The following is a 23,817-nucleotide window of genomic DNA, read 5'->3' on the forward strand; positions in this document are numbered from 1 at the left end:
ATTGCCATCCGTTACGTTAAGCACACGGATCGGTGTACATAATCTCGGCACCTTCGAACGGATGGAGTGATCGTGGGAAAACTCGATGGCAAGGTCGCTGTGATCACCGGCGCGACAAGCGGTATGGCGCTGGCCGGCGCCAAGTTGTTCGTTGACGAAGGAGCGCACGTCTTCATCTCGGGCCGACGAAAAGACGCGCTGGACCAGGCCGTCGAACAGATCGGGCGGAACGTGACTGGCGTGCAGGGCGATTCGTCCGACTTCGACGATCTGGACCGTCTGTTCGACACGGTCAAGAAGGAAAAGGGCGCGATTGACGTGTTGTGGGCGAGCGCCGGGGTGGGCAGGCAGAACAAGCTCGGTGAGATCACCGAAGAGGACTTCCATGACGCCTTCTGGCTGAACGCCCGCGGCACGCTGTTCACGGTGCAGAAGGCGCTCCCGCTGTTTAACGATGGCGGCTCAATCTTGATGACCGGATCGAACGCTTCCCTTAGGGGCTATCCCAATTGGAGTGTGTACGCGGGAAGCAAGGCCGTGCTGCCCGCCTACGCACGCGTGTGGGTGTCGGAGTTGCGGGACAGGAAGATCCGGGTGAACGTGCTGACCCCCGGCCAGGTCGTCTCACCGATGTTGGAAGAGGTGATGGACGAGGAGATGAAGGCGCAGTTCGAGTCGGTGATCCCACGGCGAGAGATGGGCCGCCCTGAGGAGATCGCGTCGGCTGCCTTGTTCCTCGCCTCCGAGGACTCGAGCTATGTCAATGGAATGGAGCTGGTGGTCGACGGCGGTACCACACTGATCTAGTGAGCGACAACGGCGTTCATGTCTACTACACGTCGCGCACCGGACCGCGACCACCAGCGCAGAACGGTCCCGGCTCTCCGGCTCCCGGAAATCCGTTGTGTCGTATGCATTTTCGGGTCATCGAGTAGCCGCGCCCTGAAGGGCGACCACCCCGGTCCCGACGACCCGGCACACCAACACGAACGGGTGTTTGCACCAGCCGGGTCACACTACGTGCAACAAAGGACATAAGGGAGTATCCATGACCACGTTCGCCCCGCACCGCGACGCGGTGGAATTCTTCGTCGACTGCATGCACGGCGGCGCAGACAAAGACGCTCTTTCCGGAATTCTCGCCGAGGACGTGGTGCTGTACGGCCCGCTCGGCGATGAGCCAGTCACCGGCCGCGAAGCAGTCCTGGAAGCCATGCGGACGGTCGGCGCGGTGGCGGCCGACCTCACCTACAAGGAGGTCCTCAGCGGTAAGACGCACCACGCCGCATACTTTCGGCTGCAGATCGAAGACACCGTGGTCGACGGGATGGACTACATCCTGCTTGACGCGGACGGCAAGGTCGCCAAGGTGACCATATGGTGGCGCCCGCTGCCGTCCGGCGTCCAAATGCAGGGGCGCCTTGCGGGTCTCCTCGGCATGCAGCCCTGGGAACTCCGCACCGACACGGAGACGGTGAAGCCCGATCCCCCGGCGGGCAGGTAGTTACCGCACCGGACGGGCCACTGTCGCCGACACCTCCGGAACGGCCATTTCAGGCCGAACCTGGCCGAACCCCAACTTCACCCACGCCACCGGCTCCCGGGGACGAACGAGACAAAGCGGAAGACCGAGACCTCGGAAGAGAGCACAGCATGAAGAGCATCAGCATCATCGGCACCGGGGACATGGCTCGCGCCATCGGCGCGCTGGCGGTAGCCGGCGGCAACACCGTCGAGATCATCGGCCGCGACCAGTCCAAGTCCACTGAACTCGCGACGGCTCTCGGCGGCGGCGCCAGGACGGGAGATTTCGGCACCGCGCCGGCCGGGGACATCGTGATCGTGGCCGTGAGGTACGCCGATGTCGTGCCGGTTGTCGCCCAGTACGGAAACGCGCTGGCCGGCAAGGTCATCGTGGACATCAGCAACCCCTTCAATTCCGAGGCCGACGGGCTGGCCATCCCCGATGACACCTCGATCGCACAGGAGGTCGCCAGGGCGGCCCCGGCCGGCGCCAGCGTGGTGAAGGCCTTCAACACCGTCTTCGGTCATGTCCTGAAGGAGGGTCGGACGCTCGATGTGTTCTTCGCTGGCGACGATGCGCAGGCCAAGGCACATGTATCGGAGTTCATCGCGAGTATCGGGCTGCGCCCCCTGGACGTCGGAGGCTTGAACATGGCGCACTGGTTGGAAGGAACAGGCCTGGTCCTCATGGGTCTCGCCCGTCACGGCGTGGGCCAATGGGATATCACCCTCGGCGCCAACGGCTTTGACGACTGAGCCGCACCCCGCGGGCTAGTCCAAGCAGTGGGCGAACGGGGGCGCTGCGCACCCTCGAAGTGCAAGGCTTGACGGCCTTACAGCCAATAGTCAGGACACCTGTCGATCGGCCTTCAGTCCGGCTGTTGCTGAGGATCGCCGAAGGTGGTCATTCCTGCGAGCCGACTGGTTGACGCGAATTCCGCTGATCAAAGGAAGTGTCAAGGATCAGCCGAAACCGCTGTCAGGCATCACCCGAAGGCGACATGTCACGCATCAGCCGACGTCATACATATTCATGGTGAGGCTGTTCATGGTGGGGCTGTTCAGGTGGGGCGGGCGGGGCTCGAACCCGCGACCGACGGATTTGCAAAAGGTCGATCTCGCCATGTCCGGAAGATGCGCAATTGTTCTATGCAACAACGGATTAGACGTGCCGATGATCCCGCCAAAACCGAGCGGATCGGGTCATTTCTCAATCATTCGCGATGAATAAACGATGACTGCTGCGCCACCGTAAGCATGCTCTGCAACTGCGGCAGCGGCCATATCGCAGGCGAGGACCGACCTACGTGCTCCTCATCTCCACTTCGCGTATATCGGAACTAAACGTCTACAGCTGATATTATCTGTAGACGTTCTGTATCACGCCGCTGATGACAGGGGGTGCCTGGTGGAGGCCCTGACGCCACGCACTGCGGGCCAGGTCGGCCTGTCGCGCAGCGCGCTCTACCGTGGCGCCCGTGCGGGTCGGTTGGAGCGCATCGCCCGCGGTATCTATCTGCCCGCGGGTGTGTCGGTGGCCGACTGCGATCAGATCGAGGCCACAACCCGCCGCCCCGATGCGACGATCTGCCTAACCTCGGCGCTCGCCCACTACGACCTGACCGACGCAATCCCCACTGCGCCGGACGTCGCGATCCCACGGGGGTCGAGGACTCCCGCGAGCACGGCTACGATCGCATGGCATCAATTCGACCGGACCACATTCCACATCGGACGCGAAGAGATCGCGATCCCGGGATCGGATCAGACAATCGGGATCTACTCGCCCGAGCGGTCGATCGCGGACGCGTTCCGGCTGCGCGGCGAGGTCGGATACGAGTTGGCGCGCGATGCGCTGCGCGAATGGCTGCGTCGGGGCGGCGAACCAGCGCGGCTGATCGACATTGCTACACGCCTACCGCGGACGAAGTCCCCAGTCCAGCGGGCATTGGAGATGCTCGGGTGACTACCGGCGACGCTGTGTTTCGCCGGGTCCAATTGGTCGCCCGCTCCGCGGCGGCAAAGGACGGGACGGCCGCACCGACGCATGGGTACATGATCCGGCACACCCTCGAATCGTTGATCGACTCACCCGCAGCTCCCATGCAGGCGACTTCGTCCTCAACGGTGGCTTGTGCTCGCCGCCTACGCGGTGCGTCGCCCGACGAAGGACGCCGACACCAAACACCGTCAGGCGCGACGTCACCGCGGCCACCTCGCCCGCCACCACTGCGAATTGTGCTGTGCAAAACTCTGATTCCAACCGGCAGTTCGAGACCAGCCGGCAGAAGATCAAGAACGTGACGACGCGGACTAGTTGCGCTCCTGACGACGTGTCAAGCCGGTAGGATCGCGCAGATAGCGACAGCTAGACATGAGTAAGAATCGGGGCACATGAAAAGCACTCCCAGTACGATCAGTGTCGCAGAATATTGCGAAGCGATGATGCGTTCCGACATCATCGCCAACCACGATTATCAGCGAAGCGATAAAGTGTGGCCTCCGCAAGCTCAATCGTACCTCATTGAAACCATACTTCTGGGTTACCCGATGCCCAAACTCGCGTTGAACCAGGTACTGGACTTGAAAAGTAAAAGAACAATCCGCGAGATCGTAGACGGCCAACAGCGAAGTCGGGCAATTTTTGACTTCTACAATAACAAGCTGCGCTTATCTTCTGTAATTGATTTATCCGAAGCACGTAGCCATGCTTTTGATGACTTACCCGATGAGCTGAAAGCAAGATTCCTCGAATATGCGCTCTCGTATGACTTGTTTACTTCGACAACGAGTGCGGAAGTTCGCGAAGTGTTCCGCCGCATGAACCTATACACGATTCCGCTTAATCCCGAGGAACAACGCCACGCCGTTTATCAGGGAAGTTTCAAGCTATTCGTACAACGAATCAGCTCTCGCTATGATTCAACCCTTAGAACTATCGGGGTCTTAACTGATAAACAGCTGGTGCGCATGCAGGATACCAAGCTATTTACCGAAGTAACTCATGCCCTCGTCAACGGCATCCAGACGACGTCAAAAGCCAAACTTGACACGATTTATAGGCAATTCGATCGAGCGTTCCCGCAGGCAGAAGAGCTCACGGTGGCGATTGAGCAGGCTCTAGATACCGTGATCGCCCTCACTGATATACACAACACATCGATTATGAAGTCGTATGAGTTCTACGCCTTGCTGCTCGCGATTATCCATACCCACACGCCGCAATCCCAACTACAAGCCTATGTCAAGCTCGATCACCCAGTAAAGATCGACCGAAATGCAGCGTTAACCAACTTATCGATCCTGGCGGATGTTCTCGACAACGGAGATTCTGCACATGAGTATAAAGAATTTGTCGACGCCTCTTCGAGTCGCACTAATGTGGCGAGCCAACGACAATTGCGGTTTGTTTGGTTCTGCCGTGCGCTGATGCAGCCAACGCTCTGAAATGCACGTCGAATGTGACTTAGGAGTGTTGGCATCCAAACTCTCGCAGCGCGTAGCGAGATTGCGGCAGGCCCTGAATAGCCAAAGCAATAGCTACGACGCCAAAAAAGGCGTCTATTTGGGTTATATTGTCATTGAGGCCGCTAACGCATGGAGTCTCTATGCCAGGTCCGCGTTGGTTTCCTCTGCACTCGGCGCGCGAACCGTTAGCGGTTACCGGGTTACATCTTCGCGCGGCCGTTGGCCGTCAGAAGCCGATATTATCGTCGATGCAACGTTGATTGCTAAACCGTGGCTGGGAAGAAATGGCCGTCCCAGCTCAATCGCCCGGCGTGATGAGCCCGCGTGGCACGATGCCTATCTCCTGCAGTCGATGTGGGCCGGACTGCAGTTGTCGAACGCGCAATCGATTTCCCAGGCACTTTCTCTCGGCGCCACATTCTACGCAGATCTTCCTCCCACCCGAAATTTCTTCGCGCACAAGAATAAAGACACCGCATCGACTGTCGTAGACATCGCCCGCCGGTATGGAATTTCGCCAATCATTCCTTTTACTGCGCGGCGACGATCGGTGCCAGACTTGGTGACTAGTGTTCCTACCGGAAGGCCGCAGTCGGTGATCGCCGAGTGGCTGGACGAGCTGGAAACGACCGCTGAATTGATGGCGATGTAGCGTCTCTACACGCGTGAACTGCTAGAATAGGACCAACTTGACATCGCTGAATGTGAGGAAATAGACGGCAATGCGGAGCCCGAAGCTAGCCGGACAATTATCCCGCACCCAGTATTATAGATACTATGCTGGCTACTCAAATGGCTTTGTCGAAGACATGCTCAGTAGTTTAACATTTAAAGAAAAAGAACTAATCTTGGACCCATGGAATGGCTCTGGGACCACTACAAAAATTGCGTCGCTGATGGGTATCGATTCTGTCGGGTTCGATATAAACCCAGCTGCAGTCGTCTTGGGACGAGCGCGTCTACTCGGTTCAGAAGTGTCTGGAAGTATTGAACCCATCGCAGCGGAAGTAATCAAAATTTCCGAGCGTCTAGAATTCAGGCGCTCAGGAGACCCTTTAGGGATGTGGTTTGGCACATCTACCGTTGCTACACTTCGGCGAATTGAGCGTTCGATCGTTCGGCTCCTAGTTGATGAGTCCGCCGAGCCCAATGCGTACTTTCCAGAAATCCAACAACAGATTTCAAGTTTGGCTGCGAGTTTTTACATGTTGCTCTTTCGGACTGTTCGGAAACTGGTTGAATGTTACATCCCTTCGAATCCGACATGGATCAAAAGTCCCAGCGGTAAAAAGCTTGGAATCCCGAGGCTACGCCTTTACGAATTGTTCAAGGCTGAGGCATCTCGGTTCGCTCGTGAACTTTCACAGCCAAGACAATTAACGCTGGACGAGCAACAGGGAGAAGCAAAGGCTCATGTAGGTGTGGCTGCGTCTTCTCAGCTTCCGCTTGCAGATGAATCAGTATCGGCCGTTCTCTCGTCGCCGCCGTACTGCACTCGAATTGATTATGTTAAAGCAACGTTGCCCGAGCTTGCTTTATTAGGGTTATCCGCAGAGGAGGTTCGATCTCTGCGCGATAGAATGATCGGAACTCCGACAATCACGCACCGTAGTATGGACGACTTCGCATCCAGGGTTGGTGTTTCAGCTATGCAATTCCTTGACCAAGTCGCGGCGCATGAATCCCGGGCTTCAGCCACCTATTATAAAACGTACTATGAGCAGTATTTCGGTGGAATGTCGGAGTCACTCGTCGAGATTCGCCGGGTTCTTGCTCGCGGTAGCCGCGCTATACTTGTCGTACAAGACTCGTATTACAAGGAGATTCATCTAGATTTAGCGGAAGTGATTGGAACGATGAGCGTCAATTTAGGATGGCGCGATTGGCAGCGGATTGATTTTGTTGCGCCGCGCACGATGGCGTCGATCAACCCGGCGAGTCGACGCTACCGATCCGTATTCAAAACGGTAGAGAGCGCGCTTATCCTGCGCAAATAATGCCCGACTGAGCGTCGCCCCGTTCGGGTCTAAAATCGTGCAAAGTATCTCATACGGCCACTGACAGTTAATCGGTTCTTGCGGAAATGGAATGTAGTCGACGGCACAGGGCATGCCCTTTCCAGGGTTGTGATGCCAATAATCTAATTGCTCACGCGCTCGGTTGCACCGTAGATTGCCCCACCAATGGTTTTGCCGACCGCGGGGTTCCGTCATTTTATGGAAGAAATACTCACTTCGTCCGAGTACCAACACAATTCCAGGAGGGCTAGCAACTTCAGTGTGAGTAGCTCTATGAGTCAAAAGCCCTGGCTACCGTAGGAATGTCGCCGCCCGTTCGCTCAACTGCCCAAATGTCCTGCGCTCAAACGTCGTCGGCCGTGCATGCCGGCGAACCAACCGCTGGCTGTGTGTCAGGGCGGCGTTATAGACCTAAGTCGTAGCCGACGCCCTTGCGTCGGCTACGGTCAACGCGCCGGTCGATTGGGACTATCTCGCTAACGGTGTTTCCGGCGGTTTCCATCAGTAGGTTTCGGCTGCCGGGAATCGGTCGGCGAAGGTGATCGCGAACGCGTTTAGGGCAGGTTTCCACCGCATCGTCCATCGTGCCCTGCCGGCACCGGTCGGGTCCAGTGATCGGGTGACCAGATAGAGGCACTTGAGCGCGGCCTGCTCGGAGGGGAAGTGTCCGCGGGCCTTGATCGCGCGGCGGTAGCGGGCGTTGAGGGACTCGATCGCATTGGTACCCGGTATGAAATGGGGTGGAGGCCCACGTGGTTCTGTCTTGCCTGGTCAGACGTACTAGGCATACGGTGCGACCGTCCGGAACAGGGGCCTTCGGGGAACACGTATGGGCAGGCCGTTCTTGCTCGATGGGCTGCGAGCCCGTGTTAGTAGTTGGCCGCCCTGCGACTTGTCCGGCTGCGCTGCGAGCGCGTATCCGTAGGTGTCGTTCCGTCCCAGCGGTTCCCCGGCCAAGTGATCAGCACGGAAGGGAGAACCAGGCGGTGGTCAGATATGTCGGCATGGATGTGCACCGCGAGTTCGCGCAGCTGGCGGTGGTCGAGGACGGGATCCTCCGCGACGAAGGCAAGATCGGAGTGACGCCAGAAGCATTGCGGGCGTGGGCGTCTGAACTACGCCCGGATGATGAGGTGGCGTTGGAGGCCACCGGAAACAGCGATGCGATCGCTACTCTGCTCACACCGCTGGTGGCCCGTGTGGTGGTGTCGAACCCGTCGAAGACGCGGGCGATCGCCGAGGCGAAGGTGAAAACCGACAAGGTCGATGCGCGGATCTTGGCGCAGTTGCTGGCAGCGGATTTTCTGCCACCGGTGTGGCTGCCCGACGATCGGACCCGCAGTCTGCGCCGGCAGGTGATGCGTCGTGCTCACGTGGTGCGTCAACGGACTCGGCTGAAGAATCAGGTGCACGCGATCCTGGCCCGTAACCTCGCACCGACGCCGCCGGTGTCGGATTTGTTTGGCAAGACCGGTCGGCACTGGCTCTCGCGTCAGCCGTTACCTGCCGATGAACGCGCCAGCGTGCAGGCGTTGTTGCGTCAGTTGGACTTTCACGCCCATGAACTGTGCACGGTCGGATCAGCAAAGCCGGCCGCGCCCATGTGCGTGGTGTGCTGGTGGAGGCGGCCTGGTCGGCCAGTCGCGCACCAGGGCCCTTGCGTGCGTTCTATCAGCGCATCAAATCCCGACGCGGATTTCAGACCGCGATCGTGGCCACCGCCCGCAAGATGACGGTGCTCGCATGGCATTTGGTGACCAAGGACCAGGACTACGCCTTCGCTCGACCAGGGCTGGTCACCCACAAGCGCCGAAAGCTCGAACTGGCCGCCGGGGCGCCGTCACGCCGCGGCAACTACCGCCAGCCCGGCGCGGCCTATAACAGCAAGCACCGCCGCGACGAAGAGAACGCGGTCGTCGAACAGGCCGAACGTGCCTACGAAGTCCTCGTCGCCCACTGGCAACCCCGCAAACCCGCCACCAATCACCGCTCACCTTGACGATTTCATCCGTCGAGCAGATCACCCGCCGGATCTCCACGTCGTAATCCAGGAACGGAATGAACTCGTCCCAGGCGTTGTCCCACAGGCGGACCACCGCCGGGGAGCGCTGCCCCCATTTCTCGGACAACTCGTCGAATGCTGTGCGGGCCGCGGTAGCGTTGACCGCGGTGTAGATCGGTTTCACATCACGCTTGATCTCATCCCAGTACTTACGGGAGGTGAGCCGAAACGTGTTGCGCAGCAGATGGATGATGCAGGTCTGCACGATCGCGGCCGGCCACACGTTGCCGACCACCTCCGGCAGGCCCTTCAGCCCGTCGCAGACGACGAAGAAGGTGTCCCGGATGCCGCGGTTACGCAGATCGGTGAGCACGCTCATCCAGAATTTCGCGCCCTCCCCGCCGGTGCCGGCCCACAAGCCGAGGATGTCGCGTTCCCCAGCCAGGGTGACCCCGATGGCCGCGTAGAACGGCCGGTTGGCGACCTGGCCATCGCGGACTTTGACCACGATCGCGTCGATGAAGATCGCCGCGTAGGTTTCATCCAGAGGCCGCACCGCCCAATCGTTCATCTCCTCGATGACCTTGTCGGTGATCCGGCTGATCGTCTCCTTGGACACCGACGCCCCGTAGATTTCGGCGAAGTGCGCTGAAATCTCACCGGTGGTCAGGCCTTTGGCGTACAACGACAAGACCACCTCGTCGACCCCGGACAGCCGGCGTTGACGCTTCTTGACGATCTGGGGCTCGAACGTCGATGCCCGATCGCGCGGCACGTCGAGTTCGACCGCACCGGTAGTGTCGGTCAGCACCGTCTTGGTGCGGGTGCCGTTGCGGACGTTGCCCGTCCCCGCCTCGGGCGGGTCGTGTTTCTCATACCCGAGGTGCTCGGTCATCTCCTCATTGAGCGCGGTCTCGAGGACGGTCTTGGTCAGCTGTTTGAGCAGCCCGTCGGGACCGGTCAGCGACAGGCCCTGTTCCTGGGCCAGTCGGACCAGTTCGACCGCAGCCTTCTGCTCTGCAGACTGCTCAGCCGCCTTCTTCTTCGCCACATCGTCCAGTGTCGTCATCACGGCACCTCTCTCGCCGAGCATCGCTCAGCGTGTCAGTGCCGGAAACACCGTTATTTCCACAGTCCTGTCCCAGAGCCAGCCCAAAGGCGCGGTCGCGCTCACCGCCGACCAGCTGCGCGAACTCCTCACCAAGCTGCAGACGTCTGACTTCTGTAAGAAGCACGACCTCGTCGATCCGATCACCTTGCTCATCGCCACCGGCCTTCGGCGCTCAGAGCTCCTCGGCCTGCGCTGGGTCGACTTCGACGAGAAGGCGAGCATGCTCGCCATCACCGGCAAGGTCATCCGCGTACCCGGTGAGGGCCTGCTGCGCGTCGACGAGACCAAGTCGGCCGCCGGCCGGCGAACCATCCCGCTACCCAAGTTCGCCGTCGACGTGCTCCGCAAGCGCCGGCAGCTGCCCTATCTCGGCGGGCAAGTAGTTATTTTCCCCTCGACGGCCGGGACGCTTCGCGACCCCAACAACTTCGGCAAGGAGTGGCGCACGGCGCGAGAAGAACTGGGGGTGGCCGAGGTGACCACCCACAGCTTCCGCAAGACTGTGGCGACCCTCATCGACGACGAAGGGCTCTCGGCCCGAATCGGCGCCGATCATCTCGGCCACAGTCACGTCAGCATGACCCAGGACCGCTACATGACCCGGGGACGAATCCACACTCAGGTAGCGGACCTGCTGGACCGCGCCGTCCTCATAAACGATGAATAAACGATGACTTGGCGGCACTGATCTTGAAAAACAGCCTCTGAAGTGGGGCGGGCGGGGCTCGAACCCGCGACCAACGGATTATGAGTCCGCGGCTCTAACCAACTGAGCTACCGCCCCTGGCGCAGACGCGCACGCTGCGTTCCGACGTTGAGCAATTTACCCTGCGGCGCCTCCGGCTTCGGAACCGCAGCGCGTCCGGTCACCGAGCCAGGGCGCGGGAATCACCAGGCGGCTCGTGGTACAAGCCCTCTAGACGCATGGAGTCGGATCGGGCCGGCAAGCCGCGAATAAACGGCGGTGCGGGAGTCGCTCAAATCGCCCAGCCACGGCGGAGATCAAGCCATTTCTATTGCCGGAGACTAAGACGCCAAATTGACCACACAGCCTCGGCCGCGCGAACGTGTTCTCCCGATACCGACGCTGCCCGCCTTCACGCGACAGCGCGTCCAGCGTTCCGCGCCGAAAATTCGTACGCTGCAGTCGCGTGCGCGTTCCGGTAGCTGCACCCGGTGGCGGAGTCGAGCGGCCGCGCTCGTGGACGCGCCCTCCACCAGGTGTTCCGTGACCACAGGTCGCTTGAAGCGCTCGCCTTCATCCGAAACAAAAGAGTATTTTTCGTTTACTCGCCCGTTACGTCCACTGCTGGCATCGCGATCACATTCGGCGCACACTACGCACTTAATGCGCGCGCATTACCAAAGGTCAATGATGCCTGAAAGGAAATGTGTAATGGGCAGAATACCGGTCGGTCGCCGATCCATTGATGTGCGTGTCGCCTTCGCGGCGCTCGCCATCGTGGCGATGGCCTCAGCACCCGTGGTGGCCTTCGCCGAGTCAATTCACCCGGTCAAAACCACCGTAAATGCCGATCCTGATTCCGACTACGAGTGGTACTACGTGCCCGAGGGCGGCGGCGGGGGTGGCGGCGGCTAACTAGCAAGCAGATGCGCGCTCAAGCGGGCCTCAGCCGGAAGATCCGGATTTCCCGAGGGGCGCACTGCTCGCGGTAGTTCTCGTAGCCGGCGTAGGAGTCGACGGCGGTGGCCCAGGCGGCGGCGCGCTCGTCACCGGTCAGCAGCTCGGCCCGGTACGGCCTGGTCTCGCCCTTGAACTCGAGCGTGCATTCCGGATGGGCCAGCAGATTGGCGCTCCACGCGGGGTGCTTCTCGCGCCCGTAGTTCGACGCGATGGCCAGCAATCCCTTGCCGTCGTCGATCAGCGCGAGCGGCTGCGAGCGCGGCTGGCCGGACTTGGCGCCGGTCGTCGTGACCATGCCGACCTTGTCAATCCCCATGGTGCTCAGGCGCCCGTTGGACCGGGGTACCAGCGTCTTGTCCAGCACAGGCGCCAAGCGTGACCCGAGGACGTAGCCCACGCGGCTCATGGCGAAGCGCTCGAACAGCACCTCGTCCCACCGCAACCGCCGGCCACGAAGAGGGCTGAATCGTCTCAAGGCCACGTCCGCATCCTAGGCACGATCAGCTGAACACCGTCTGCCCGTCGGCGCCGATCAGGTACCGCTCAGTACCTTCCTCGACGCGCGGGGCGTCGGCGCCCAGCGAGACGGCGATTTTATTGCTGGCATTGCGCATGATGTCGAAGGTGAGCTCTACGGCCTCGGCCTCCGAGAATCCCGAGCGCACCTCGGCGACATCATCGGCGACGAGGTGCGCAGGGGTCCAAATTAACCCATCGGCGTAGCGAAGCGCTGCTTTAGCGCGGCCGTCGAGCACGCCGGATGTCTGGAAATGCTCGATCTCGCCGTACAGCGACTCCGATCCGCCGACGTCCAGCGCGGTGCCCTCGCGCAGCGATTTGCACAGCCGGCAGTTGTGCTGGGCGGCGCCGCGCAGCCGCACCAGCTCAGAGGTGACCGGGTCGAGCGACCGCATCCGCGCCACCGCCGGGAGGAAGTCGTCGAACAGCAGGCCGGACGGCTCGGTGGTGTGGTCCCACACGATCGGGCCGCCCACCCAGCCGAGGTGCTCCGCGCCGACGCCGAGGGCTTCGAACCCGGCCCGCACCCGCGGCACGAAGTCGGCGATGAACATGAGCACCACCACGCCGAAGGTGCTGTTGCCCAATTCCTTGAACAACCGGGACCGCTGCTCGCCGGTGATGGCCGAGACGTCGGCGCTGAATTGCTCGGCGAATTCGGCGATGACGGCCTCGGCCTGCGACTCGGGCTCGCCGGCCTCGACGGGAGCGGGCAACGGCGGCAACGACATCGTCTGCGCGCACACCTGTCGCACCAGCGCCGAGACGCGCCCGTCGCCCGGGGACAACTCCACCAACCGCGTCAGCATTTCTCACACGCTAGGACGCACCCACGCGCAAGGCAATCGGCTACTGCGCCTGGCTCACCGACGACATGTGGAAGTCGGGGATCCGCAGCGACGGCATGGCCGCCCGCGTCACCCAGTCGCCCCATTCCCGCGGCAACGTGGGCTCGCTGGACCCGGCCTCGGTGGCCCGCCGCAGCAGGTCGAGCGGGCTTTCGTTGAACCGGAAGTTGTTTACGGCCGCGGTCACCTCGCCGTCCTCGACGAGGTACACCCCGTCGCGGGTCAGTCCCGTCAGCAGCAGCGTCGTGGGATCGACCTCGCGGATGTACCACAGCGTGGTCAGCAGCAGGCCGCGCTCGGTGGCCGCGATCATGTCGGCCAGGTCGGCCGACCCGCCGGTCATCACCAGGTTGTCGGCGGCGACGGCGACGGTGGCGTCGAACTTCGCGGCGGTGGCGCGCGGGTAGGCCAGCGCGTTGATCACCCCATTGCGGATCCAGTCCACCTGACCGATCTCCATGCCGTTGTCGAACACCGACACCGTCTCCGATGAGCTGTTCACCGCGACGAACGGCGTGCACGCCAGGCCCGGCGCCATCGGATCGGAGAACAGCGTCAGCGGCAGGTCGGTGAGTCGCTCCCCCACCCGGGTGCCGCCGCCCGGCGCCGAGAACGCGGTGCGGCCCTCCTGCGCGGCGCGCCCCGACATCGACCAGCCGAGGTAGATCATCATGTCGGCCACCGTGGACGGCGGCATGATCGTCTCGTAGCGGCCCGCGGGCAGCTCGACGCGGCGCTCCGCCCAGCCCAGCCGCATCGAGAGGTCTTCGAGCAGCGAATCCGTGGGCACGTCAACGAAATCGGGCGTACCGACGCCCGCCCAGGCGCTCGCGTCGCCGCGCTTCGCGTTGATCTCGACACCGCCGGTGGGCTGCGTGTAGCGCCGGCGCAGACCGGTCGAGGACGCCAGGAACGTCGTCGAAACGCTATGGTGCGCAAAGCCGTACAGCCGGCTGGGGCCGGCGAAGCCCCGGCTCAGGGAATCGACGACGTCACCGAACACCAACGGGCCGGTTCCGGGCACCGGCGCGTCCCAATCGACGGGCGTCCCGGCGTCGGCCAGCAGCGGTGCGGCATCGCCGGCCTCCGGCGCGGAGCGCGCCGCGTCCTGCGAGGCCGCCACCAGGCCGGGGACCACCCGCGGATCCACCTCGGCGGACACCACCGTGCCGATCTGCGCCGTATCACCGCGCCGCACAACGGAAATCACCGCTATGCTGCGGTTCACCGAAACCCCGTTGGTGGTCATCGAATTGCCGGCCCAGCGCAACGTGGCCTCGACCCGGTCGGTGACCAGCACCATGGTCTCACTGGCGCCGCCGAGTTTGGCCGCCTCCTCCAGCACGAGGTTGACGACGTGTTGCGGAGTGATCATCGGCCGCCCTCGGTCCGGGTGTTGAGCACGTTGACGCCGCGGAACAATGCCGACGGGCAGCCGTGGCTGACCGGGGCGACCTGCCCGGGCTGGGCCTTGCCGCAGTTGAACGCACCACCCAACCGCCAGGTCGACGGGCCGCCCACGGCTTCCATGGAGTTCCAGAAGTCGGTGGTGGTGGCCTGGTAGGCGACGTCACGCAGCTGGCCGTCCAGGCGGCCGTCACGGATGCGGAAGAACCGCTGACCGGTGAACTGAAAGTTGTAGCGCTGCATGTCGATCGACCACGACTTGTCGCCCACGATGTAGATGCCGTCCTCGACCCGGCCGATCAGGTCCGCGGTGCTGATGTCTTCGGGCGCCGGCTGCAGCGACACGTTGGCCATCCGCTGGATCGGCACGTGGTGCGGCGAGTCGGCGTACGAGCAGCCGTTCGACCGCGCCTGCCCCAGCCGCGGCGCGAACACCCGGTCCAGCTGGTAGCCGACGAAGATCCCGTCGCGCACCAGGTCCCAGCTCTGCGCAGCCACGCCCTCGTCGTCGTAACCGATGCTGGCCAGGCCGTGTTCGACGGTGCGGTCGGCGGTCACGTTCATGACCGGCGAGCCGTAGCGCATGGTGCCCAGCTTGTCGGGCGTAGCGAACGAGGTGCCGGCGTAGGCGGCCTCATAACCGATCGCGCGGTCGTATTCGGTTGCATGGCCGATCGATTCGTGAATGGTCAGCCACAGGTTGCTCGGGTCGATCACCAGGTCGGTGGGCCCCGCCGTCACGCTGGGCGCCTTCACCTTCTCGGCGAGGAACGTCGGCAGCTGGGCGAGCTCGTCAGTCCAGTTCCACACCTCGTCGCCGGCCAGCGCCTCCCAGCCGCGGCCCATCGGCGGCGCCAGAGTGCGCATGGAGTCGAAGGTGCCCGCCGCGGCGTCGACGGTCACCGCCTCCAGCGACGGCAGCACCCGCACCCGCTGCTGGGTGATCGACGACCCGAACGTGTCGGCGTAGAACGTCTGCTCCTTGACGGCGTGCAGCCCGGCCGATACGTGGTCGATGCCGTCGGCGCCCAACAGCCGCCCGGAGTACTCCTCGAGCACGGCGATCTTCTCGGTCGCGGGGATGCCGAACGGGTCGATCCGATAGTCCGACACCCAGGTGGCGTCGGCGTACACCGGCTCGGGGGCCAGCTCGACGCGCTCGTTGTTGAGCGACGCCAGCGTGCTCGCCACCTGCACCGCACGGCGCGCGGTCTCCGCGGCGACCGACGGCGCCAGCTCCGCGTGGGAGGCGAATCCCCAGGTTCCGTTCACGATCACCCGCACCGCCAAGCCGACCTCACGGCTGACGACCGCGGTCTCCAGCTCCCCGTCGCGCAGCTGGACGGTCTCGGTGCTGATGCGGTGTATGCGCAGGTCGGCATGGCTGGCCCCAGCCGCGGTGGCCGCCGAGAGTGCGGCCTCGGCGAGCTGCAGGCGCGGCAGGTCCAGGAAGTCAGGATCGATCCCCTGGTTCGGTGTCACGGCTCCACCGTAACCATCGCGCGTTACGGCCCGCTTTAATACCTCCATGGCCGGCGCCGCCCGACAGCCCCGCTCCCCCGCGCTGGGCTACGCCTTGCTGGCGCCCAGCCTGTTCGGCGTGCTGGCCTTTCTGCTGCTGCCGATCCTGGTCGTGATCTGGCTCAGCCTCTGCCGATGGGACCTGCTCGGCCCCCTGCACTATGTGGGTTTCGCCAACTGGCGCTCGGTGCTGACCGACGCCGGCTTCGGCAACTCGCTACTCGTCACGACCGGGTTCGTGGCCATCGTGGTCCCGGCGCAGACGGTCCTGGGGTTGCTGGCCGCGACGATGCTGGCCCGGCAGCTCCCGGGCACCGGCCTGTTCCGCACGCTGTACGTGCTGCCGTGGATCTGCGCGCCCCTGGCCATCGCGGTGCTGTGGCGGTGGATCCTGGCCCCCACCGACGGCGCCGTGAGCACCGTGCTGGGACACAGCATCGAATGGCTGTCCGATCCCAGCTTCGCGCTGCCGCTCGTCTCGGCCGTCGTCGTCTGGACCAACGTCGGCTACGTCTCGCTGTCGTTCCTCGCCGGGCTGCTCGCCATCCCCGACGACATCCACGCCGCCGCCCGCACCGACGGCGCCACCGCCTGGCAGCGGTTCCGGCGCATCACGCTGCCCATGCTGCGGCCGACCACGTTCTTCGTCCTGGTCACCGGGATCGTCAGCGCCGCACAGGTTTTCGACACGGTTTACGCGCTGACGGGCGGCGGCCCGGGCGGCAGCACCGACCTGGTGGCGCACCGCATCTACGCCGAGGCGTTCGGGGCGGCGGCGATCGGGCGGGCGTCGGTGATGGCGGTGGTGCTGTTCGTCATCCTGATCGGTGTCACGGCCATGCAACAGCTCTATTTCCGGCGGCGGATCAGCTATGACCTCACCTAGCCGGATCTCGAACGCTCTGATCTACGCCGGGCTGATTATCGGCGCGCTCATCACGTTGGTGCCCTTCCTGCTCGGCCTGCTGACGTCGTTCACGTCGGCGCACCAGTTCGCCACGGGTTCGCCGCTGCAACTGCCGCGACCGCCCACGCTCGCCAACTACACCGACCTCGCCGGGGCGGGCTTCGGCCGCGCGGCGGCGGTGACCGCGTTGATGACGGCGGTGATCCTGGTGGGCCAGCTGACCTTTTCGGTGCTGGCCGCATACGCGTTCGCGCGCCTGGAGTTTCCCGGGCGCGACGCCCTGTTCTGGGTGTACATCGCGACCCTGATGGTGCCGGGCACCGTCACGGTGGTGCCGATGTACCTGATGATGGCACAGCTGGGTCTGCGCAACACCTTCTGGGCGTTGGTGTTGCCCTTCATGTTCGGGTCTCCGTACGCGATCTTCCTGCTGCGCGAGCACTTTCGCATCATCCCGAACGATCTCATCAACGCCGCGCGCCTGGACGGCGCCAATACTTTGGACGTCATCGTGCACGTGATCATCCCGTCCAGCCGCCCGGTGCTGGCGGCATTGACGTTGATCACGGTGGTGTCGCAGTGGAACAACTTCATGTGGCCGTTGGTGATCACGAGTGGGCACCGGTGGCGGGTGCTGACCGTGGCGACGGCGGATCTGCAGTCACGGTTCAATTCACAGTGGACGTTGGTGATGGCGGCGACAACGGTCGCGATCGTGCCGCTGATCGCGTTGTTCGCGCTGTTCCAGCGTCACATCGTCGCGTCGATCATCGTGTCGGGGCTCAAATGAGCGAATTGCGCGTCGCCCAGATCGCGGAAGTGGCCGTGATTTTCGGTGATCAGCAACCTCGGCAACCTCGGCGCGTTGAGGCTGAAGCGTTCCGCCCGCCCGCCGAGATTGCGGCGATGGCTGCCATTTGGGCGGTAGCGCGACCACCCCGGCGATTTCGTCGCACATGATGAGCAGGCCACGCTTGTCCACCCTGGCCGCCGCGGCGGTCGCGCTCGTCGCCGCCTTGTTGGCGGCCGCGGCGGTGCTGCTCGACTACTCCGGCACGCCCCACGGCAAGACGGTGGTGACGGTGCGGATCTGGGCCGACCAGATCGCCGCCGCCTACCGGCAGTCGTTCGAGGCGTTCACCAGGCGCCACCCGGACATCGATGTGCATGTCAACCTGGTCGCGTACTCGACCTACTTCAACACCCTGCGCACCGACGTGGCCGGCGGCAGCGCCGATGACATCTTCTGGATGTCCAACGCCTACCTCGCGGCGTACGCCGACAGCGGACGGCTGATGAGAATCGACAGGGCGCCGGGCTGGGAGCCGGCGGTGGTCGACCAGTTCACCCGTGGCGGCGCGCTGTGGGGGGTGCCGCAGCTGACCGACGCCGGCATCGCGGTCTACTACAACGCGGACCTGCTCAAGGCAGCGGGCATCGATCCCGCCGAGCTGAACGATGTGCGCTGGAGCCCCGGCCCCGACGACACACTGCGCCCGGTGCTGGCCCGCCTCACCCTCGACGAGAACGGAAACGCCGAAGGCACTGGGCATTTCAATCCAGGGCGCGTCCGCCAGTGGGGTTACAACGCGGCCAACGACCCGCAGGGCATCTACCTCAACTACATCGGCTCGGCCGGCGGGGTGTTCCAGCGCGGCGACCGGTTCGCCTTCGCCAACCCCGGGGCCGTCCAGGCCTTCCGCTATCTGGTCGGCCTGATCAACAACGACCACGTCGCGCCGCCCGCCTCGGACACCAACGATAACGGCGACTTCTCCCGCAACCAATTCCTGGCGGGCCGCATGGCGCTGTTCCAGTCCGGCACCTACAACCTCGCGCCGGTGGCGCGCGACGCCCGATTCCACTGGGGAGTGGCGATGATGCCGGCCGGCCCGGTGGGCCGGGTCAGCGTCACCAATGGCATTGCGGCGGTGGGTAACTCCGCGACCATGCATCGCGACGCGGTCCGCGAGGTGCTGGCCTGGATGGGCAGCGCCGAGGGCAACGCCTATCTGGGTCGTCGGGGCGATGCGATCCCCGCGGTGCTCGCCGCCCAGCCGGTGTACTTCGATTACTGGGCCGGTAGGGGCGTCGATGTCACGCCGTTCTTCGCCGTCCTCAAGGGCCCGCGCATTCCGGCGCCGGGCGGTGCCGGTTTCCCCGCCGGCGAAACGGCCCTGCAGCCGTACTTCGACGAGATGTTTCTGGGCCGCGGCGACGTCGCGACCACGCTGAGCCGGGCGCAGGCGGCGGCCAACGCCGCGGCGCGACGTTAGGCGTCAGTCGTGTCGCCGACCGTGGGGGATATGCACTGAAATCCCTCGAAATCCGTACGTAGCGCCCACGCTCGGCGGGGAAAGCATCGGGAGCAAACCCGCTAGCCCGGCAGCACCAGCACCGGCACCGGGCTTTCGCGGATAATCTTGCCGCTACGCGAACCGAGGAACACCCTGCGGATATCGCCGCGCGGCCGGGTCCCCAGGGCCAGGATCTCGCCCTCCTGCCACCCGGCCGACTCGAGCGCCTCTTGCCAGCTGCGGCCGGTAACCACCTGCAGCTCGACATCGTCGCCGACGACGCTGTCGGCCGTGAGGCGCTGCAAGATCTCTCGCGCCTGCGACGCCCACGCCTCGAGGACCGCATCCTCGGCGTCGAGCCCCACCTCGGGCGGATACATGGTCTTGCCGCGCACGGCGAAAGTGATCACCCGCATCGGCACCGCGAATCGCCGGCAGAACTCGACGCAGCGCCGCACCACGTCGAGCGTGTCAGGAGTGGCCGAGTAGGCGCAGGTGAGCCGCGTCAATTTGCCGACGCCCGGAGGGTATTCGCCGGGACTGATCGCCACCGGCACGGTGGATGCGTGCAACAGCCAGTCGGCGGTAGATCCGATCACCACCTGCCCGCGCCCACCGCTGGGCAAGGCGCCGAGCACCAGCGCGTCGGCGCCGACGTCGGCGACGATCTCGATCAATCCCCCCGAGACCGACCGGTGCGCCCGGCTGACGTAGACGACGTCGATCCCCTCGGCCACGCCGTGCAGGTGGCCCGCCGCCTCCTTGGCCGACTCGGCGGCCAGGGTCTCTGTCCACCGCTCGTACTGCGTGTCGCCCCGCCCGCGCGGCGGTGTGAGCCACGGCTTGGGCACGATGGTCGCCACCGTCAGCGACGTGCCCAGCGTCCGCGCGACGCGCAGGGCCAGGTGCAATCCCGACAACCCGACGTTGCCGGCCCGGTAACCGACGACGACGGTCACGGTGCTTCCTTCGTGTCGTCGACACCGTTGAGCGCGCTGTGGTGGCGCCCCCACAGGAAATAGAAGACCAGCGCGGCAAACACCCAGCCGCTGAACGCGATCCAGGTGTACCAGTGCAGGCTGGCGAGGATGTACCCGCACGCCAGCACCGAAAGGATCGGCGTCACCGGGTAACCCGGCACCCGGAAGCCGCGCGGCAGATCGGGCTGGCGCACGCGAAGGACGATCACCCCGATGGACACCACGGTGAACGCGGTCAGCGTGCCGATGGACACCATGTCCGTCAGCTTCTCGAGCGGGATCAGCGCCGCCAGCCCCGACGCCGCGATGCCGACGATGACGGTGTTGTTCACCGGCGTCATCGTCTGCGCGTTCACCCGGGCGAAGCGCGGCGGCAGCAGCCCGTCGCAGCCCATCGCGAACAGGATGCGGGTCTGGCCGTACATGCTCACGAGCGTGACGCTGAAGATCGAGATCACTGCCCCCGCGGCCAATACTGTGGGGGCCCACCGGCCGTGAGTGACGTTCTCCAGAATGGTGGACAACCCGGCCTCCTCCTGCCCGGCAAAAGCCTGCCACGGCTGCGTGCCGAGGGCGGCGAGCGCGACCAGGATGTAAACGGTGGTGACGGTCACCAGGGCCGCAATGATCGCGCGCGGCATGGTCTTTTGCGGATCCTTCACCTCGTCGCCCGCGGTCGACACCGCGTCCAGGCCGATGTAGGAGAAGAAGATGGTGCCGGCCGCCGAACCGATGCCCGCGGCGCCCATCGGCGCGAAGTCCTGCAGGCGATGCGCGTCGAAGGCGGTCGACGCGATGATCACGAACATCACCAGGACGGCGAGCTTGATGAGCACCATGATCGCGTTGATCCTGGCCGATTCGCTGGCGCCGCGGATCAGCAGCAGCGCGCACATCCAGATCAGCAGGATCGCCGGCAAATTCACGTAGCCGGGATCGGAATCCCACGGCGCGGCCGACAACGCGTGCGGCAGCGCGAATCCGAAGAGATTGGTCAGCAGTTTGTTGAGGTACCCGCTCCAGCTGACCGCGACCGCCGCGCACGATACCCCGTACTCCAACAGCAGGCAGGCCGCGACGCCCACGGCGACCACCTCGCCCATGGTCGTGTACGCGTAGGAGTACGAAGACCCCGAAACGGGCACGGCCGAGGCCAATTCGGCGTAGCAGATGGCCGCCAGCCCGGCCGCGACGCCGGCGATCACGAACGACAGGATCACGCCCGGCCCGGCTTCCGGCACGGCCTGGGACATGACGAAGAAGATGCCGGTGCCGATGGTCGAGCCGACCCCGAACATGGTCAGCTGGAAAACGCCGATGCTGCGCTTGAGCTGGCCGCCCTCGTCGGCACCGGAAACCGGACGGCGCCGCAGCATCTGCTCGGTCAGGCCGATCGACGTCGCTGGCAAGTACCCCTCCTGGTGCTGGACCAGCTGATTATGGGCCAGCCTCCCGCAACGCCGCAGCGAACTGACGAACCGCCCAGTCGATTTCCTCCCGGGTGACCACCAGCGGCGGAGCGAACCGCAGCGTCGAACCGTGCGTGTCCTTGACCAACACACCACGGTCGGCTAGCCGCAGGCTCATCTCCTTGCCGGTGCCCAGCGACGGATCGACGTCGACGCCCGCCCACAGGCCCATACCGCGGACCGCCACCACGCCGTCGCCGATCATGTCCTCCAGCCGCCCGTGCAGGTGCGCACCCAATTCAGCAGAACGAGCCTGGAATTCCCCACGCTCCAAAATCGAAACCACGGTGCTGCCGATCGCCGCGGCCAACGGGTTGCCGCCGAACGTCGAGCCGTGCTCGCCGGGCCGCAACACGCCGAGGATGTCACGGTCGGCGACCACTGCCGACAGCGGGACCACCCCGCCGCCGAGTGCCTTGCCGAGCAGGTACACGTCGGGGACGACGCCCCACCGGTCACAGGCGAGCGTGTGGCCGGTGCGGGCCAGGCCCGACTGAATCTCGTCCGCGATCAGCAGCACGTCGTGCTCGCTGCACAGCGCCCGCACGGCCGGCAGGTAGTCGTCGGGCGGGACGATGATGCCCGCCTCGCCCTGAATGGGCTCGAGCAGCACCGCCACCGTGTCACCGTCGATCGCCCGGGCCAGGCCGGCGGCGTCGCCGAACGGTACCGACCGAAAGCCCGGTGTGAACGGGCCGAATCCGTTGCGGGCGACCGGATCCGAGGAAAAGCTGACGATGCTGATCGTGCGGCCGTGGAAGTTGTTGTCCGCCACGATGATGTTGGCCCGTCCCGCGGGGACGCCCTTGACCTCGGCGCCCCACTTGCGCGCCACCTTCAAAGCGCTTTCGACAGCCTCGGCGCCGGAGTTCATCGGCAGCACCATGTCTTTGCCGCACAGTCGGGCGAGCGCGGCGCAGAACGGCCCGAGCTTGTCGGAGTGGAACGCGCGGCTCACCAGGGTGACCGTGTCCAGCTGGGCGTGGGCCGTCGCGGTGATCTCGGGGTTGCGGTGGCCGAAGTTCACCGCCGAGTACGCGGCCAGGCAGTCCAGGTACCGGCGCCCGTCGACGTCGGTGATCCACGCGCCCTCGGCGCTGGCAGCGACCACCGGAAGTGGCGAATAGTTATGTGCGGCATACCTGTCGGCCAACGCGATGGCGGCCTCGGTCGCGGTGTCGGCAAGGATCGTCATGAATGCACCTCCAACGTGCAGCACTTTACGGACCCGCCGCCCTTGAGCAGTTCGGACAGGTCGACGCCGACCGGCTCGAATCCGGCTTCCCGCAGCTGCGCGGCGAAACCCGTTGCCGCGGAAGGGTGCACGACATGCAGGCCGTCGGAGACCGCGTTCAGCCCGAACGCGTACGCATCGGCGCTGGCGACCACGATGGCGTCCGGGAACAGCAGCTGCAACTGACGCTGTGCCGCCCGGCTGAACGCGGGCGGGTAGTAGGCGACCGTGCGGTCGTCGAGGACGGCCAGGACGGTGTCGAGGTGGTAGAACCGCGGGTCAACCAACTCCAGCGACACCACCGGCATCCCCAGCGCCGCCGCGATCTCGGCGTGCGCCCGCGGATCGGTGCGAAACCCGTAGCCGGCCAACACCGTTGAGCCCACCAGCAGCAGGTCGCCTTGGCCCTCGTTGACGTGGCGGGTGGACACGGGCCGGTAGCCGACCGACGACATCCACCGCGCGTAGGCCGCCGACTCGCCCGACCGCTCGGCGAACCGGAACCGGGCGACCACCGCGACGTCGTTGGCGATGAAGCCGCCGTTGGCGGCGTAGACCATGTCGGGCAGGCCGGGCACGGGCTCGACGACGTCGACGGCATGGCCCAGCTCCACGTAGGTCTCGTGCAGGTGTTGCCACTGCGCGGTGGCGAGGTCGACGTCGACGGGTGTCGTGGTGTCCATCCACGGGTTGATGGCGTATTCGACCGCGAAGAAGAGGGGCGGGGTCATCGCGAAGCGGCGGGCGCGTGGTGTCCGCCCGGCGCACTGCCGTTCCGGAACCGCGGCCGCGGCGACATGGCTCGTCATACGTCAACAATATTTGAGCCGCTCAACACAATGAAACTACGGGTATTGCGTGTCTATG

Annotated in this window: 22 protein-coding genes, 1 tRNA gene and 2 pseudogenes; 14 read left to right on the plus strand and 11 right to left on the minus strand. The window is 64.5% G+C overall.

The window, feature by feature from the left end:
* Positions 1-72: 72 nt before the first annotated feature.
* The 7 genes from G6N56_RS07075 (at position 73) to G6N56_RS07105 (ending at position 6,989) form a co-directional block, all read left to right on the plus strand.
* Positions 73-807 carry an SDR family NAD(P)-dependent oxidoreductase gene (locus tag G6N56_RS07075; protein WP_085258616.1) on the plus strand — a complete coding sequence of 245 codons (735 nt, stop codon included), beginning with the start codon at positions 73-75 and terminating at the stop codon, positions 805-807.
* Between the two features lie 241 nt (positions 808-1,048).
* On the plus strand, positions 1,049-1,504 hold the full coding sequence (locus G6N56_RS07080; RefSeq protein WP_085258460.1) for a nuclear transport factor 2 family protein: 456 nt from the start codon (positions 1,049-1,051) through the stop codon (positions 1,502-1,504).
* A gap of 149 nt (positions 1,505-1,653) precedes the next feature.
* Entirely contained in the window at positions 1,654-2,280 is a 627-nt protein-coding gene (locus G6N56_RS07085; protein WP_085258459.1) for an NADPH-dependent F420 reductase, read from the plus strand.
* Between the two features lie 652 nt (positions 2,281-2,932).
* Complete coding sequence (locus tag G6N56_RS07090; RefSeq protein ID WP_085258458.1) at positions 2,933-3,490, plus strand: type IV toxin-antitoxin system AbiEi family antitoxin domain-containing protein; 558 nt, start codon at positions 2,933-2,935, stop codon at positions 3,488-3,490.
* Positions 3,491-3,918: 428 nt separating this feature from the next.
* On the plus strand, positions 3,919-4,971 hold the full coding sequence (locus G6N56_RS07095; RefSeq protein ID WP_085258457.1) for a DUF262 domain-containing protein: 1,053 nt from the start codon (positions 3,919-3,921) through the stop codon (positions 4,969-4,971).
* A gap of 28 nt (positions 4,972-4,999) precedes the next feature.
* Entirely contained in the window at positions 5,000-5,644 is a 645-nt protein-coding gene (locus G6N56_RS07100) for a hypothetical protein (RefSeq protein ID WP_142280853.1), read from the plus strand.
* A gap of 70 nt (positions 5,645-5,714) precedes the next feature.
* On the plus strand, positions 5,715-6,989 hold the full coding sequence (locus G6N56_RS07105) for a DNA methyltransferase (protein WP_085258456.1): 1,275 nt from the start codon (positions 5,715-5,717) through the stop codon (positions 6,987-6,989).
* 522 nt (positions 6,990-7,511) lie between these two features.
* On the opposite strand, the pseudogene G6N56_RS07110 reads toward G6N56_RS07105, so the two are convergent.
* Positions 7,512-7,733 (minus strand): annotated as a pseudogene (locus tag G6N56_RS07110) (transposase); the annotation flags it as partial.
* Positions 7,734-8,014: 281 nt separating this feature from the next.
* Between G6N56_RS07110 and G6N56_RS07115 the strand changes: the two are divergent.
* The gene (locus tag G6N56_RS07115) at positions 8,015-8,743 is read left to right on the plus strand and encodes an IS110 family transposase (RefSeq protein WP_408632667.1); all 729 of its coding nucleotides are present in this window, start codon (positions 8,015-8,017) and stop codon (positions 8,741-8,743) included.
* The gene (locus tag G6N56_RS29720) at positions 8,629-9,009 is read left to right on the plus strand and encodes a hypothetical protein (RefSeq protein WP_408632668.1); all 381 of its coding nucleotides are present in this window, start codon (positions 8,629-8,631) and stop codon (positions 9,007-9,009) included. Before G6N56_RS07115 ends, G6N56_RS29720 begins: the two co-directional genes overlap by 115 nt.
* On the opposite strand, the pseudogene G6N56_RS07120 reads toward G6N56_RS29720, so the two are convergent.
* A pseudogene (locus G6N56_RS07120) lies at positions 8,984-10,081 on the minus strand (IS256 family transposase); the annotation flags it as partial. The gene G6N56_RS29720 and the pseudogene G6N56_RS07120 overlap by 26 nt on opposite strands.
* A gap of 67 nt (positions 10,082-10,148) precedes the next feature.
* Here G6N56_RS07120 and G6N56_RS07125 point away from each other — a divergent pair.
* Positions 10,149-10,790, plus strand: a complete 642-nt coding sequence (locus G6N56_RS07125) for a site-specific integrase (protein ID WP_264019575.1) — start codon at positions 10,149-10,151, stop codon at positions 10,788-10,790.
* A gap of 43 nt (positions 10,791-10,833) precedes the next feature.
* On the opposite strand, the gene G6N56_RS07130 is transcribed toward G6N56_RS07125, so the two are convergent.
* A tRNA-Ile gene (locus tag G6N56_RS07130) sits at positions 10,834-10,907 on the minus strand.
* A 612-nt stretch (positions 10,908-11,519) separates the two neighbouring features.
* Between G6N56_RS07130 and G6N56_RS07135 the strand changes: the two genes are divergently transcribed.
* Positions 11,520-11,723 carry a hypothetical protein gene (locus G6N56_RS07135; protein ID WP_142280752.1) on the plus strand — a complete coding sequence of 68 codons (204 nt, stop codon included), beginning with the start codon at positions 11,520-11,522 and terminating at the stop codon, positions 11,721-11,723.
* A gap of 19 nt (positions 11,724-11,742) precedes the next feature.
* Here the strand turns inward: G6N56_RS07135 and G6N56_RS07140 are convergent, their stop codons facing one another.
* From G6N56_RS07140 to G6N56_RS07155, 4 genes are read right to left on the minus strand one after another with little or no spacing between them, the layout of a single operon-like run.
* On the minus strand, positions 11,743-12,249 hold the full coding sequence (locus G6N56_RS07140; RefSeq protein WP_232069239.1) for a nitroreductase family deazaflavin-dependent oxidoreductase: 507 nt from the start codon (positions 12,247-12,249) through the stop codon (positions 11,743-11,745).
* 19 nt (positions 12,250-12,268) lie between these two features.
* Positions 12,269-13,096 carry a carboxymuconolactone decarboxylase family protein gene (locus G6N56_RS07145; RefSeq protein WP_085257420.1) on the minus strand — a complete coding sequence of 276 codons (828 nt, stop codon included), beginning with the start codon at positions 13,094-13,096 and terminating at the stop codon, positions 12,269-12,271.
* A 40-nt stretch (positions 13,097-13,136) separates the two neighbouring features.
* Complete coding sequence (locus G6N56_RS07150; protein WP_085257419.1) at positions 13,137-14,510, minus strand: TldD/PmbA family protein; 1,374 nt, start codon at positions 14,508-14,510, stop codon at positions 13,137-13,139.
* Positions 14,507-16,024, minus strand: a complete 1,518-nt coding sequence (locus G6N56_RS07155) for a TldD/PmbA family protein (RefSeq protein ID WP_085257418.1) — start codon at positions 16,022-16,024, stop codon at positions 14,507-14,509. The genes G6N56_RS07150 and G6N56_RS07155 overlap by 4 nt, the downstream gene beginning before the upstream one ends.
* A 46-nt stretch (positions 16,025-16,070) precedes the next feature.
* Here G6N56_RS07155 and G6N56_RS07160 point away from each other — a divergent pair, with 46 nt between their 5' ends.
* From G6N56_RS07160 to G6N56_RS07170, 3 genes are all read left to right on the plus strand, one after another.
* Positions 16,071-16,949, plus strand: coding sequence for a carbohydrate ABC transporter permease (locus tag G6N56_RS07160; RefSeq protein ID WP_085257417.1), 879 nt, complete (start codon positions 16,071-16,073; stop codon positions 16,947-16,949).
* Positions 16,936-17,760, plus strand: coding sequence for a carbohydrate ABC transporter permease (locus tag G6N56_RS07165; protein WP_085257416.1), 825 nt, complete (start codon positions 16,936-16,938; stop codon positions 17,758-17,760). The genes G6N56_RS07160 and G6N56_RS07165 overlap by 14 nt, the downstream gene beginning before the upstream one ends.
* Before the next feature lie 169 nt (positions 17,761-17,929).
* Complete coding sequence (locus tag G6N56_RS07170) at positions 17,930-19,246, plus strand: ABC transporter substrate-binding protein (RefSeq protein WP_085257422.1); 1,317 nt, start codon at positions 17,930-17,932, stop codon at positions 19,244-19,246.
* Positions 19,247-19,347: 101 nt separating this feature from the next.
* On the opposite strand, the gene G6N56_RS07175 is transcribed toward G6N56_RS07170, so the two are convergent.
* The 4 genes from G6N56_RS07175 to ddaH are packed head-to-tail and all read right to left on the minus strand — an operon-like array spanning position 19,348 to position 23,759.
* Positions 19,348-20,226: a universal stress protein gene (locus tag G6N56_RS07175; RefSeq protein WP_085257415.1), complete on the minus strand. Its 879-nt coding sequence runs from the start codon at positions 20,224-20,226 to the stop codon at positions 19,348-19,350.
* Entirely contained in the window at positions 20,223-21,656 is a 1,434-nt protein-coding gene (locus tag G6N56_RS07180) for an APC family permease (protein WP_085257414.1), read from the minus strand. The genes G6N56_RS07175 and G6N56_RS07180 overlap by 4 nt, the downstream gene beginning before the upstream one ends.
* Before the next feature lie 28 nt (positions 21,657-21,684).
* Positions 21,685-22,911 (minus strand): ornithine--oxo-acid transaminase, encoded by a 1,227-nt coding sequence (gene rocD / locus G6N56_RS07185; protein WP_085257413.1) that lies wholly within the window; start codon positions 22,909-22,911, stop codon positions 21,685-21,687.
* Positions 22,908-23,759: a dimethylargininase gene (ddaH, locus tag G6N56_RS07190; RefSeq protein WP_085257412.1), complete on the minus strand. Its 852-nt coding sequence runs from the start codon at positions 23,757-23,759 to the stop codon at positions 22,908-22,910. The genes rocD and ddaH overlap by 4 nt, the downstream gene beginning before the upstream one ends.
* Between the last annotated feature and the right edge of the window lie 58 nt (positions 23,760-23,817).

Origin of the sequence: Mycobacterium saskatchewanense, assembly GCF_010729105.1 — a bacterium.
Taxonomy (GTDB): domain Bacteria; phylum Actinomycetota; class Actinomycetes; order Mycobacteriales; family Mycobacteriaceae; genus Mycobacterium; species Mycobacterium saskatchewanense.